Annotated in this window: 14 protein-coding genes; 6 read left to right on the forward strand and 8 right to left on the reverse strand. The window is 60.0% G+C overall.

The annotated features are described in order from the left end of the window. The first annotated feature begins 13 nt into the window (after window positions 1-13). The 5 genes from WG939_RS06840 to WG939_RS06860 all read left to right on the forward strand — a co-directional run bounded on the left by WG939_RS06840 (window position 14) and on the right by WG939_RS06860 (window position 5,921). Window positions 14-2,731, forward strand: a complete 2,718-nt coding sequence (locus WG939_RS06840; protein WP_339984025.1) for a murein biosynthesis integral membrane protein MurJ — start codon at window positions 14-16, stop codon at window positions 2,729-2,731. Between the two features lie 163 nt (window positions 2,732-2,894). Next, the gene (locus WG939_RS06845; protein ID WP_339984027.1) at window positions 2,895-3,443 is read left to right on the forward strand and encodes a sigma-70 family RNA polymerase sigma factor; all 549 of its coding nucleotides are present in this window, start codon (window positions 2,895-2,897) and stop codon (window positions 3,441-3,443) included. 10 nt (window positions 3,444-3,453) lie between these two features. Beyond that, window positions 3,454-4,377: a thioredoxin-disulfide reductase gene (trxB, locus tag WG939_RS06850; protein WP_339984029.1), complete on the forward strand. Its 924-nt coding sequence runs from the start codon at window positions 3,454-3,456 to the stop codon at window positions 4,375-4,377. Between the two features lie 10 nt (window positions 4,378-4,387). Beyond that, window positions 4,388-4,705, forward strand: coding sequence for a thioredoxin (gene trxA / locus WG939_RS06855; protein WP_339984031.1), 318 nt, complete (start codon window positions 4,388-4,390; stop codon window positions 4,703-4,705). 31 nt (window positions 4,706-4,736) lie between these two features. Then, window positions 4,737-5,921, forward strand: coding sequence for an N-acetylmuramoyl-L-alanine amidase (locus WG939_RS06860; protein ID WP_339984033.1), 1,185 nt, complete (start codon window positions 4,737-4,739; stop codon window positions 5,919-5,921). A 140-nt stretch (window positions 5,922-6,061) separates the two neighbouring features. Here the strand turns inward: WG939_RS06860 and WG939_RS06865 are convergent, their stop codons facing one another. From WG939_RS06865 to rpmH, 8 genes are all read right to left on the reverse strand, one after another. Next, the gene (locus WG939_RS06865; RefSeq protein ID WP_339984035.1) at window positions 6,062-6,598 is read right to left on the reverse strand and encodes a hypothetical protein; all 537 of its coding nucleotides are present in this window, start codon (window positions 6,596-6,598) and stop codon (window positions 6,062-6,064) included. Continuing rightward, window positions 6,599-7,570: a ParB/RepB/Spo0J family partition protein gene (locus tag WG939_RS06870; RefSeq protein ID WP_339984037.1), complete on the reverse strand. Its 972-nt coding sequence runs from the start codon at window positions 7,568-7,570 to the stop codon at window positions 6,599-6,601. It lies immediately after the preceding gene. After that, window positions 7,570-8,496, reverse strand: coding sequence for a ParA family protein (locus WG939_RS06875; RefSeq protein WP_339984039.1), 927 nt, complete (start codon window positions 8,494-8,496; stop codon window positions 7,570-7,572). Before WG939_RS06875 ends, WG939_RS06870 begins: the two co-directional genes overlap by 1 nt. Before the next feature lie 35 nt (window positions 8,497-8,531). Next, on the reverse strand, window positions 8,532-9,149 hold the full coding sequence (rsmG, locus tag WG939_RS06880; protein WP_339984041.1) for a 16S rRNA (guanine(527)-N(7))-methyltransferase RsmG: 618 nt from the start codon (window positions 9,147-9,149) through the stop codon (window positions 8,532-8,534). Window positions 9,150-9,372: 223 nt separating this feature from the next. Then, window positions 9,373-10,326, reverse strand: a complete 954-nt coding sequence (gene yidC / locus WG939_RS06885) for a membrane protein insertase YidC (protein WP_339984043.1) — start codon at window positions 10,324-10,326, stop codon at window positions 9,373-9,375. 8 nt (window positions 10,327-10,334) lie between these two features. Beyond that, complete coding sequence (yidD, locus tag WG939_RS06890; RefSeq protein ID WP_339984553.1) at window positions 10,335-10,559, reverse strand: membrane protein insertion efficiency factor YidD; 225 nt, start codon at window positions 10,557-10,559, stop codon at window positions 10,335-10,337. A gap of 1 nt (window position 10,560) precedes the next feature. Next, entirely contained in the window at window positions 10,561-10,911 is a 351-nt protein-coding gene (rnpA, locus tag WG939_RS06895) for a ribonuclease P protein component (protein WP_339984045.1), read from the reverse strand. Between the two features lie 18 nt (window positions 10,912-10,929). Continuing rightward, complete coding sequence (rpmH, locus tag WG939_RS06900) at window positions 10,930-11,073, reverse strand: 50S ribosomal protein L34 (protein WP_156193598.1); 144 nt, start codon at window positions 11,071-11,073, stop codon at window positions 10,930-10,932. A 790-nt stretch (window positions 11,074-11,863) separates the two neighbouring features. On the opposite strand from rpmH, the gene dnaA reads away from it, so the two are divergent. Next, window positions 11,864-13,351 (forward strand): chromosomal replication initiator protein DnaA, encoded by a 1,488-nt coding sequence (gene dnaA / locus WG939_RS06905; protein ID WP_339984050.1) that lies wholly within the window; start codon window positions 11,864-11,866, stop codon window positions 13,349-13,351. Window positions 13,352-13,463: the final 112 nt, after the last annotated feature.

Genomic DNA, 13,463 nt, shown 5'->3' on the forward strand with positions numbered 1-13,463 from the left:
AGAATGGCCTTTCGTGGACACACATAAGCAAACCCAGGGGCAGCGCGACCGCTTCAAGGCGCCGACACCACCGTCGCCGTCGACAAGCCCAGTTGTGCCGAAGCCTCGCCACGCGCCCCTGCCTGACGACGACCGCTCCCTGCTCACCCACAGCCCTAAGGGACCCGAGCAGCCACAGCAATCCGACTCGGACGTCGTGCGCTCCACCGGTTCCATGGCCGTAGCCACCCTGGTTTCGCGCATCACCGGATTCCTGCGCAACGCGATGATCGTGTGGACGCTCGGCGCTGCGATCTCCTCCGCGTTTAACACGGCGAACACCCTGCCGAACCTGATCACCGAGATCGTCCTCGGCGCCGTGCTCACTTCGCTGGTCGTGCCAGTGCTCGTGCGCGCGGAAAAGGAAGACCCGGACAGGGGAGAGGCGTTCATCAGGCGCCTGTTCACCCTGGCCGCGGCGCTGCTCGTGGTGGTCACCACCCTGTCCGTCCTGGGAGCCCCGCTCCTCACCGCGCTCCAGCTGCGTTCCGACGGCCAAGTGAACCTCAGCCAGGCCACGGCCTTCGCCGTCCTGCTGCTGCCACAGATCTTCTTCTACGGCATCTTCTCCCTGTTCATGGCGATCCTCAACACCAAGGGGATCTTCAAACCAGGGGCCTGGGCGCCGGTGGTTAACAACCTCATTGCGCTGGCCACCCTCGGCGCCTACTGGCTCATCCCCGGCAGCCTCACACCCGACAAACAAGTCACACTCGCCGACCCGCACATCCTGCTGCTTGGCATCGGCACCACCCTCGGCGTCGTGGTCCAAGCGCTCATTCTGCTGCCGTATCTAGCCAAGGCCGGGGTCAACCTCAAGCCACTGTGGGGCATCGACGATCGCCTCAAACAATTCGGCAACATGGGCCTGGCCATCATCGTCTACGTGGCGATCTCCCAAGCCGGATACATCGTCACCACACGCATCGCCTCCGGCGCCTCCGACGCCGCCCCGAACATCTACCAGCAATCCTGGCTGCTGCTCCAAATGCCATATGGCATCATCGGCGTCACCCTGCTCACCGCTATCATGCCGCGCCTGTCGCGCCGGGCTGCCGAGGGCGACGACGCTGGTGTGGTCGCCGATCTCACCCTGGGCACCAAGCTCACCTTCCTGGCTCTCATCCCAGTGGTGGTGTTCTTCACGGCCTTCGGTACCTACATTTCCATCGGCCTGTTCGCCTACCTGAACTTCGACTTCGAGGCCGCCAAGATCCTCGGCTGGACCCTGTCCTTCTCCGCCTTCACACTCATCCCATACGCCCTCGTGCTGCTGCACCTTCGCGTGTTCTATGCCCGTGAAGAAGCGTGGACTCCCACGTTTATCATCGCCGGCATCACCGCCACCAAGGTGATTCTTTCCTACCTGGCACCCATCATCGCGACCTCTCCGGAGCGCGTGGTCGTACTGCTTGGCGCCGCGAATGGCTTCGGCTTCGTGGCGGGCGCCGTCATCGGTGGTTTCCTGCTGCGACGCCACTTGGGATCCCTCAACGGCCACGAGATTCTGCGTTCCTCCCTGTGGGTCGGCGGCGCCTCGGTCGCTGGCGCTGCGGGTGCCTGGATCCTCGACATCGCCCTCAAGGCACTGTTCGCGCCGATCTGGGTCAGCATCGGATCCGCAGGCTTCCTGATCCGCACCGCACTACTCGGAATTCTCTTCCTCGCCATCACGATTGCCGTCCTGGCGAAGTCGCCACTGGACGAGGTGAAGGGTTTCACGGACGTCGTGAAGCGCAAGCTCGGGCGCGGCACCCCGTCGCAGGCCGCCGCGGTCAGCATGGCGGTCACCCCGACCGAAACCATGCCGATCCCAGCGCCAATGTCCGCGGGCCTCGTTCACCCACCACGGCTTCTGCCTGGCGCCCCTGTCCTCGACGGTCGCTTCCGACTGCTGAAGTCCTACGGCGAATCCGGTGGCGAGCATGTCACCGCCAAGTTCTGGCAGGCCAAGGACCTCAGCACCGGCCGGGACGTCGCCCTCACCTTCGTCGACACCACCGGCACATCCACCGCAGCCGCCGCCGGCGCCGCCTCCGAGGTCACGCGACGCACCTGTAAGCTCGCCGACCTCGGCTTGGACGCACTGCCGAAGGGCATCAAGGTAGTGGCCTACCGCTCCGGCTGCCTCGTCATCTCCGAGTGGGTGCCTGGTTCCGCACTGCGCGCCGTTGCCGACGCCGGGGTCGCCCAGCGCGACGCCGCCGCCCAGGCCTTTGCCGGGCTTGCCGACGCCACAGCCGCCGCTCACGCGGCCAACCTCCCACTGGGTATCGACAGCATCGACCGCATCCGCATTTCCCGCACCGGCGAAGCAGTGCTGGCCTTCCCAGTCATCCTGGCCTGCAACAGCGCTGCCGAGGACCGGGAAACCCTGGTGTCCGCTTTCCACCTGCTCACCAATGAAACCTTGGAAGGCTCTGCCTCCGAGATGGCATCGACGCTGCGCGGTGTGGAACACGTTGCACCTCTACAGACCGTGGCGGAAGAGCAGCCACATCCGTCGGCACGCGCGGGCTTTGGCGCAAAGCGCTACTCCCGCATCACCACCGGCGCGCTGTTCGGCATTTCCATCACCCTCGTGGCAATCATCGCCGTTCTCACCGCGTACCTGATGGGCGTCCTCGGTGGCGAGCGTGATGACTCGCCGGTGCGCGTCGACACGCATGTGGTGAACAAGCCCGTACAGTAACAATCCGCTTGTGGATAACCCTCTGACCTGTAGCTTAACTTGCTTTCGGGGCCTGGTTGGAGGCGTTATCCACAAGCGTTTTTTATTTGGCGAGCGAATTTCTGTGAAGCCGGGCACAATATGAATCGCAAGGGGGAATGCACGACACTCGGGGGAGTATCACATGCAGCTATGCAGCGATTACGCATTGGTAAATAAGTTCATTCGTGGCGATGAAAAAGCATTCGCGGAGATCATCTCCCGCTACCACCACTCACTGTGGTGGACCGCCCGCAAGACCGTCTTCACAGACTTCGACGCGCAGGACATCCTGCAGGAGGCCTACCTCAGCGCGGCCCTGAACATCCACCATTTCAGGGCCGACGCCAGCCTCAAAACCTGGTTGCACCGGCTCGTTCTCAACGCCAGCCATGACTTTAGGCGCTCGCGCTACCGCATCGACGAAACGGTCATTTTCGACGACGAGGACGCCGATATCCCACACCTGACCTACGACCCACTGTCCGCTATGGATCTGACGTTGACCCTCGTCAGCGTCCTAGGGAAGCTGAATGAGCGGCAGCGACTGATCCTCATCATGGTCGATGTACTCGGCTACACGATCTACCACACGGCAGCGGATCTGGGCATTTCAGCGGGCACGGTGAAGTCGCGTCGATCCCGCGCCAAGCACATCATTCGCTCCCGTCATCCTGAATTGGTGGGAATGTAGACTAGTCGTCATGACGAAGATCCATGACGTAGCAATTATCGGCTCCGGCCCTGCCGGATACACCGCGGCCATCTACGCCGCCCGCGCGGAACTGAAGCCCATCATGTTTGAGGGCATCGAGTTCGGTGGTTCCCTCATGACCACCACCGAAGTAGAAAACTTCCCGGGCTTTGCCGAAGGCATCATGGGTCCTGAGCTCATGGACCAGATGCGTAACCAGGCCGAGCGCTTCGGCACTGAAATGCTCATGGAGATCGTCGACCGCGTCGAGCTGGAAGGCGACATCAAGAAGATTTACGTGGGCGACGACGAATACCAGGCACGTGCCGTCATCCTGGCCATGGGTGCCGCCCCTCGATACCTTGGCGTACCGGGCGAGCAGGAACTGCTGGGCCGTGGCGTATCTTCGTGCGCTACCTGCGATGGTTTCTTCTTCAAGGATCACGACATCGCCGTCATCGGTGGTGGCGACTCCGCAATGGAGGAGGCTACCTTCCTCACCAAGTTCGCCAAGTCCGTCACCATCGTGCACCGTCGCGAGGAGTTCCGTGCTTCCGCGATCATGCTGGAGCGCGCGAAGAATAACGAGAAGATCAAGTTTGCGACGAACAAGGTCGTGTCGCGCGTCCTCGGCGAAAACAGCGTGGAAGGCTTGGAACTTAACGACACCGTCACCGGCGAAACCTCGGTCCTGCCAGTGACAGCGATGTTCGTGGCCATTGGACACGACCCACGCTCCGCCATGGTGCAAGCAGCCGTCAACACCGACGACTCCGGCTACATCCTGGTGGAGGAGCCGTCCACCCGCACCAACATCCCTGGTGTGTTTGCTGCCGGTGACATTGTGGACAGCCACTACCAGCAGGCCATCACCGCCGCTGGTGCAGGCTGCCGCGCTGGCATCGACGCCGAGCACTACCTCGCAAGCCTGTAAGGAATTCAACATGATCGTTAACGTCACTGCGGACACGTTCCGTTCTGTGGTCATCGACTCTGACAAGCCAGTCCTCGTCGACTTCTGGGCAGAGTGGTGTGGCCCTTGTAAGAAGCTCGGTCCTGTCCTCGAACAGGTCGCTGAGGAGATGGGCGAGTCGGTCACCATCGCCAAGGTGAACGTCGATGAAGAGCGCACTCTCGGCGCCCTGTACCAGATCATGTCCATCCCAGCGGTCATGATTTTCAAGGGTGGCAAGAAGGTCGATGAGTTCGTCGGCGTGCGCTCCAAGCAAGACATTATTTCCCGTTTGCAGCTGGTAACATAAGTGGCCGATATTCTTGATCGAAGGGAGTGGCGTGTCCGAGCTGTTGCGGGTCGGTGACCGCAGTCCACGGGTGGCGGAAGTCCGCACCATCCTCACGGGACTTGGCTTGTTGCAGGGCAACGACGCCACTCTGGAACAACCCGACCAGTCCAATAAGTTCTCGGGCAACGACGCATACTTCGACGAAGAACTGGCCGGTGCCCTCCGCGCATTCCAGCAGAGCCGTGGCATCCTTGCCGACGGCGTCATCGGCGACAAAGTGCTGCGCATTCTCCGCGAGGCCTCCTACAAACTCGGCAACCGCGTCCTGATCTTCCAGCCGGGCAACGTGATGGTGGGCGACGACGTCGTCCAGCTCCAAACCCAGCTGCAGGAGCTCGGCTTCTACGCGCACCGTGTCGACGGCCAATACGGCGAAGCCACCTACAGCGCGGTGAAGAACTATCAGCTCAACTACGGCCTGAACGAGGACGGCATTACTGGTCCCAACACGGTTCGGGCACTGGGACTTCTCGGACGTCGCATTAAGGGCGGATCTCGACAGGCCATCAGCGAGCGCGAACAGGTGCGCAAGGCTGGGCCAAAGCTGGCCGGCAAGCGCGTCGTCATCGACCCTCACCTGGGCGGCAGCAACAAGGGCATGATCGTCCAGGGCAAGTTCGGCCCGATTTCCGAGGAGGAAATCCTCTGGGATTTGGCCACCCGCATCGAAGGTCGCATGATCGCGGCAGGCATGGAGGCAATCCTGTCTCGCCCACGCCTGTCCGACCCGTCGATCAAACAGCGCGCCGACATCGCTAATGCCTTCGGCGCTGACCTGCTGATCGCCCTGCAGTGCGACTCCTACCCGAATGAAAAGGCCGGCGGAGCAGCAACGTTCTACTTCGGCTCGGACATCGGAGCAACCTCACTGACCGGTGAGATGCTGTCCGGCTACATTCAGCGCGAAGTTGTCGCCCGCACCGGATTGGTCAACTGTGGCAACCACGCCCGTACCTGGGAAATCCTGCGCATGACCAAGATGCCAACCGTCGAGCTTGTGTGTGGCTACCTCACCAACCCGGTCGACGTGTCCATCCTGACGGATCCAAACAAGCGCGATGCTATCGCTGAGGCCGTCGTGGTCGCAGTCAAGCGTCTCTACCTGCTGGAAAACGACGACAACCCAACCGGCACATTCAAGTTCGCCGAACTCCTCGAAGCCGAGGGGCAGTAGGGGTTTTCTCGTCGCTGTTCTAGCAGCATTTTCGCCCGAAGCCTGAGTTTAGGAACCCGAGTTTCGGGCCCAGCACATCTGCTACTGGGCTAAATCGCCTCGAAACTCGGGTTCCTAAACTCGGGTTTCAACGGCGCAGCCTACGCCAGTGCCCCAACCTCGATGCGCTCGAAAGCGTCGGCAAGCAACCCACTTTCAGGAGGCAGCTCTAACCGGTACAGTGGCACCTCGTCATCCTCACGTATTACGGAAAAACCCGCGCTGAGCAGGTATTTTTCCGGGATGAGCCCGATGGGACCAAAGGTGCCGGAGCGCCAGCCGAAAGCCTCAACCGCCGTAACATCGGTGGCCAAAAGATGCGCCAGAACGGCGTCGATAAGCACGGCGCTGACGCCCTCCGAAATGCGGCTGGTAAACAGCGACGTGATGAGGGTGGCGTCGGGGGAGACGGGGCCGGCGCTCATTAAACTAGCGCCTGGCACAAGCGATGGGGGAGCGAAGAGGATAGTGGCGACGTCCTGGATGGAAAAGCCACAGGTGCCGTACTCGAGGAGGGTGGAGGTCAGCCACATTTCCTTGGCCAAGCGGATGTCAGTGGCGGACGGGCCGGCCTCCCAGAAGGCCGTGCGCAGGCACGCCGGATGCACGTTTTCTAACGTGACCGGCTCAATGTGCACTTAGCCCTCCAACAGGCCCATGATCCGCTCGAAGTCCTCAGGACCTGCGAATTCGAGGACGATCTTGCCCTTCTTCTTACCGACCTGGACCTGCACGCGGGTGTCGAAGCGGTCGCCGAGGCGGCTGGCGGCCTCGGTGGCGAACGCTGGCTGAACGGCCTTCTGGCGCGGTGCGGGCGCCGGTGCATCACCGCGGTTCAACAGGGTGACGGCTTCTTCGGTGGCGCGGACAGACAGGCCCTCAGCGACGATGCGGGTCGCGAGTTCTTCCTGCGCCTGTGCGCCCGCCTTCAGGCCGAGCAGGGCGCGGGCGTGGCCTGCGGAAAGGACTCCGGCTGCCACCTTGCGCTGGACTGGAACAGGGAGTGCGAGGAGGCGGATCATGTTGGTGATCACTGGGCGGGAGCGGCCAATTTTGTCGGCCAGTTCTGCCTGGGTGACACCGAATTCGTCGAGGAGCTGCTGGTAGGCGGCTGCCTCTTCGAGCGGGTTCAGCTGGGCGCGGTGGATGTTTTCCAGCAGGGCGTCGCGAAGCATGTCGCCGTCGTCAGTTTCGCGGACGATGGCAGGGATGGTTTTGAGGCCTGCTTTGCCGGAGGCGCGCCAACGACGCTCACCCATGATCAGTTCGTAGCCGCCGTCCTTCTCGCGGACGACGATCGGCTGCATGAGGCCGAATTCCTTGATCGAGTGCACGAGCTCTGCGAGGGCCTCAGGGTCGAAGACCTGGCGAGGCTGGCGAGGGTTCGGGCGGATCGCGTTGATCGGGATCTCGCGGTAGGTCGCGCCGAATTCGTTGTGCGCAGCCTTCTCCGCCTTCTGCAGCACGGTCGGCTTCGGGGTGGCCTTTTCGCCGCCACCGAGGATGATGTCGGCTGCGCCGTTGGTCAGGCGTGGCTTCTGCTCAGGGGCGCTCGGGATGAGTGCGGACAGGCCGCGACCGAGTCCACCTCGACGAGTTTCGTTAGCCACTACTTATCCTTTCCTTCCGGTGCCTGCCCGATCGGGCCACTTTCTGCTGTTGGTAGATAATCGCCGCGCTCAGCGAGCTCCTTCGCTGCGTCAAGGTAGGCGAGTGCGCCGCGGGAACCCGGGTCGTATTGGAGCACGGTCTGGCCGAAACCAGGGGCCTCGGACACCTTCACGGAACGAGGAATCATGTTGCGCAGGACCACGTCGCCAAAGTGCCCGCGGACCTCGGAGGCGACCTGCTCTGCGAGCTTGGTACGGCCGTCGTACATGGTCAGCAAGATGGCGCTGATGTGCAGCTCGGGGTTGAGGTGCTCACGGATCATGGAAATGTTCTTCAGTAGCTGACCCACGCCCTCCAGCGCGTAGTACTCTGCCTGGATAGGGATGATCACCTCGGTCACCGCGGTCATGGCGTTGATGGTGAGCAGGCCTAACGACGGCGGGCAGTCGATGATGATGTAGTCGAAACCCTCGTCTGAAAGCTGGTCCAACGAATCCGCCAGGCGGTACTCGCGACGCACCATGGAGACCAGCTCGATTTCCGCGCCGGCAAGGTCAATGGTGGCCGGGATGCAGAAAAGATTGTCGTTGAACGTCGACGTCTGAATAGCTTCACGGGCGCTGCACTCACCGATGAGCATCTCGTAGGAAGACAGGACGCCGGAGTGGTGTTCTGCACCCAGGGCAGTGGAGGCGTTGCCCTGCGGATCGAGGTCCACGACCAGGACTTTCAGGCCGTGAAGCGCGAGGCCAGCGGCGAGATTCACCGAGGACGTCGTCTTGCCAACGCCACCTTTTTGGTTAGCGATCGTGATCTTGCGTGGCGTCTCCGGACGGGGGAGCGAGAGCGCGTTTGGCGTCATCACCTTCGCAGCTCGCCGAGCTGCAGCCGCAATGGGAGTGTCATCCCACATCTGCTCGTCCATGCACCTATCCCTTCCAAAAGTTAAGCTATCTCATCCTACTTGATCCGCGGAATAATGATCAGCGTTGTAGGTTCCTCCGCCACACCTTCGCCCACCAAGCGAATCTCGGCGAGGCCGCCACCGGCCTTTTTGATCTCCTTCTGATCCCGCTCCAGCTCTTCCGCCACGGAAGAACCCTTGAGCGCGATCATCTTGCCACCCTTTCTCACCAGTGGCAGAGACCAGCCGGACAGTCTTCCCAGTGGCGCCACGGCGCGGGAGGTCACGACGTCGACAAGCCCTACTTCGGCCCGCACCGTCTTCTCTTCAGCGCGGCCGCGGATAACGGTGACGTTGCTGAGGCCGAGCTTGTCGACGACTTCTTGCAGGAATACCGAACGCTTCAGCAGCGGTTCAATCAGTGTGATGTTGAGGTCAGGACGCTTGATTGCAAGAGGGATGCCTGGGAGACCAGCGCCAGACCCGATGTCCGCAACTTTGGCGCCCGCCGGGATCGCTTCTTCTGCCACTGCGCAGTTGAGGATGTGGCGCTCCCACAACCGTGGCACCTCGCGGGGTCCGATGAATCCGCGGGTGGAACCATCCGTTGCAAGAAGCTCGTGGTATTGCTGCGCGAGCTCGAAGCGGTCGCCGAAATAATCCTCTGGTTTCACGTGAAACTCACCTTTCTGTTGCCTCTCACTCTAGTCGGAGGCGGTGAGTGCCGGTGTTTGGGTGCCGATGGGTACTCAGGATGTAGTACTACTACGTTCCCAGCCGAGAAATTGATCCTTTTGGACCCAAGTTCGTAGTAGTACTACGTCCTCAGTACGCACACACGCGCCTACCCAACAAAAAACCGCCCTTCCAAAAAGGAGGGCGGTGTGAACAAGAAACTTACTTACGCTTCTTCTTCGGGTTATCCGGGCGAACACCCGGCTTCGGAGCGGAAGCGCGCTTAGCGGCCTTCTTGGCCTCAATCTCGGCTTCTTCTTCCTTGTCCATCTTGTCAAAGATGTACTTCATCTGGAAGAAGGTCCAGATGTTGTTGGCGCCCATGTAGCACAGGAGACCGATGTGCCAGAGCACACCGGTAAACAGAATGGTGGCTGGCATGAACCAGAGCATCATCTTGTTCATCATGTCCATCTGGGAGGCCATCATCTCGTTCTGTGGGGCCTTCTGCTTGCCGGAGGCGATGCGCGCCTTCTGGCGATCCAGGGACATGCGGGCGTTGAAGTGCGTGGCCAGCACGGTCAACACGATCAGTGGAGCTGCGACGAAGATGATGTTCATCTTGGTGAAGTCCACTGGCTGGAACGCCTGGTACATCTCAGTAGGCATGGAGATGTAAGAGGACAGTGGAACGCCGAAGAGGCGGGCACCCAGGAAGGACTGCACGTCTTCCGGCTTGAAGAAGTAGTTCGCGGTGTTCGCGTTCTCTTCAATCGAAAGGCCCAGCTGGCCGGTGCCGGTACCCGTACGGTTGAAGGAGCGCAGCACGTGGAACAGGCCGATGAACACAGGCATCTGGATGAGGATCGGCAGGCAGCCTGCGAGAGGGTTCACGCCCATCTCCTTTTGGAGCTTGCGCGATTCCTCCATCATCTTTTGCTGATCGTTCTTGTACTTCTCACGGATTTCCTGCATCAGGGGCTGCATTTCCTGCATCTTGCGGCCCGAGCGCATCTGATCCATGGTCGGCTTGACCAGGAGGATACGGATGGTGAAGGTGAGGAAGATAATGGCAAGAACCCAGGTGATTCCCGAATCTGGGCTGAGCACGAGGGAGAACACCTTGTGCCAGAACCAGAGGACGACCGAGATCGGCCAGTAGACAAAATTGAGCACTGTGAGTCTTAACTCCTTTTGTTTTTGCGTGGGCGGACGGGATCAAATCCGCCCGGATGCCAGGGCCCACATTTGGCAAGCCGCACTAAAGTAAGCACGACCCCTGTGATGGCGCCATGCTCCCGCAGCGCGTCCAGCGCGTAGGCGCTGCACGTTGGCTCGAAACGACAGGTCGAACCCATCTTAAGCGGTGAGAGGTAATTTTGGTAAAGCAACACGAGCCGCAGCAGCAGCCTAGTTGCCGGTGAGTTTCCCGAGCGCGTAGCGCACATCGTCCATGAGCTCCTTGCTGGTTGCCTCGCCGGCGCGCGGAAGCGCCCTAATGACAACGTCGCAGCCCGTCGGGATAGTTCCCGCTAACTCGCTGCAGACATGCCGAAGCCGCCGGTAGGTTCGGTGTCTAACGACCGAATTACCGACGGCTTTGGAAACGATGAGACCGAAGTGAGGTCCGCCGAAACGGACTAGCTCACTGCTGTCCGCGTGTGCGAGGTGCACGACAACCGTTTTGGTTCCCGTGCGGCGTCCTTTGCGTGTGACGCGCCGAAACTCCGCAGAGTTCAGCTTGTACTGAGCAGGAAGCACGCCTGACCTTCGCGAAAATTACGCGGTCAGCTTTGCACGGCCCTTGCTACGACGAGCCGACACGATTGCGCGACCAGCACGGGTGCGCATACGAGTACGGAAGCCGTGAACACGTGCACGACGACGGTTGTTCGGCTGGAACGTCCGCTTGCCCTTTGCCACGGTTACACTCCTAAAGTTTTCATATGGGTGATATGAAGCTGCGACATCAACCCCAGGAAAACCATGGGGTTGTAGGTTGCGGCCTCGCGTCACCCACTTAATGGATGATTGTTAAAACTCGGATGCAATTAAGTCAGGCCGACGAGCCTCCGAGCCGCCAGGTCTACGTCGAAGCAGACCGGGCGAAAAGCACACCAAAACGAACGTGATGTGACAGACAGGAGCCAGCCTACGCCAACTTAGGTGCGCAAACCAAATCGACACGCCGGGGTGATCGGGTACCCCTTGAATGACATTTTTGTAATTTACGCCCTGCTTAGCGACGTTTTCGCACGGTTATCCACATGCGGCGGTCGCCCCGGCCGAGAACCTGGAATTCCCCTGTGGACAGGGCACTGTCAATCCGAGTAAAGATTGATGTAGCTGATTTACCCACAGCCTGTGGGCAAGTCAAAATGTGTATAACTCTCAACTGAAACTTCAAACTTTGAAGTTTGTTTAAAGAAAGTCCAGGTCAGAGCATTACATAACCCAAAGAAATTTATCCACAGGCTGTCCCGTATCCTGTGTATAACTTCGGTGGAAAAAGTTATCCACAGGTGTGGATACATCTGTGGAAGTACAGGCCATTGCCCTTTTTAGAGCTGTGGAAAGTTCATCCACCGGCACAAAAAATGACAAATTACTGAAAGACGTAAAAAGGGACTCACCACTTGAGTCTCTGGTGGCCAACCCGAGTGCACTTACCCCCGCACCCGGGACGGCCATTATGTAGCTAAAAGGACACTTCGTGACTCAAATTTCTGATGACCTCCAGTCGACCTGGCAAGTGATCGTCTCAGAACTTTCCCGGCTGGCGGAAGATCCCGCCTCCAGTGTCGCCCCGCTGACCCCCAAGCAGCGCGGCTTCCTCAAACTGGTCAAGCCAATCACCTTTGTCCCTGGTTACGCCGTCATTTCGACCCCACACAACATGGCTCGCGACGTCATTGAAAACGATCTCGGCGACGCCATCCGCCTGGTACTCCAGCAGCAAATGGGTCAACCTTTTTCCCTCGCCGTCTCCGTCGAACCGGAAAACCCTGACCAGCGGGAACTTCCGCTGACCACGACGACTTCGATGCCGTCGCGGGAAGAATTGGACCAGCTGCAGGCTGCGGAATCGGAATGGCAGGAAGTGGTCGTCGAGACGCCACCTGCTCCGGAACCACAACGCTTCCGCCGGGACATGCCTTCGGCGGACAAGCGCGAACTGTCACTGAACCCGAAGTACACGTTTGAAAATTTTGTGATCGGTAGCTCCAATCGCTTCCCTGTGGCGGCGGCGGTCGCGGTGTCCGAGTCGCTGGCGCAGGCCTACAACCCACTGTTCATTTGGGGTGGCTCGGGCCTGGGCAAGACGCACTTGCTGCACGCGATTGGTAATTACGCGAAGGTGCTGCAACCGGGGCTGCGCGTGAAGTACGTGTCCTCTGAGGAGTTCACCAACGACTACATCAACTCGGTCCGCGATGACCGTCAGGAAAAGTTCAAGCGTAATTACCGCAACCTGGATGTGCTGATGGTCGATGACATCCAGTTCCTCGAGGGCAAGGAAGGCACTCAGGAGGAGTTCTTCCACACCTTCAACGCACTGCACCAGGCAGATAAGCAGATTGTGCTTAGCTCCGACCGGCCACCGAAGGAGCTGACCACGCTGACCGATCGCCTGCGCACGCGATTCAAGGCTGGTCTGATCACGGATATTCAGCCGCCTGACCTGGAAACTCGCATGGCGATTTTGTCGAAGAAGGCGCAGTCCGAAGGCACCGTTGTGGATCACGATGTGCTCGAGCTGATCGCGTCACGCTTCGAAACCTCGATCCGTGAACTCGAGGGCGCGCTCATCCGCGTCACCGCGTATTCTTCGCTGATCAAGGAACCAATCGACCTAAAGATGGCGGAGATCGCGCTGCGTGACATCATGCCGGATCCGGACGATATCGACATCAGCGCCGATCACATCATCGAGCAGGCAGCAGCATATTTTGATATTTCTGTTGACGCGCTCACTGGCGTCGGCAAGACGCGTGCGGTCGCGCATGCTCGCCAGATTGCGATGTACCTGTGCCGTGAACTCACCGAGCTTTCGCTGCCGCGCATCGGTGAGCATTTCGGCGGCAAAGACCACACGACGGTGATGTACGCGGTGAAGAAGATCAACAAGGAAATCACAGAAAAACGCGATACTTACGATCAGATTCAGGCGCTTACGCAGGCGATTAAGAAACCGAAATAGCGCTGGCACGGCCCCGATTTTTATCGGGGCTTTTTTGCTATCCAAGTTGTCCACAGAAGTTATCCACACCTGTGTAATTACATGTGTGTAACTTGGTGAATCCAATCACAAA

Source organism: Corynebacterium sp. H130, assembly GCF_037572395.1.
Classification (GTDB): Bacteria; Actinomycetota; Actinomycetes; order Mycobacteriales; family Mycobacteriaceae; genus Corynebacterium.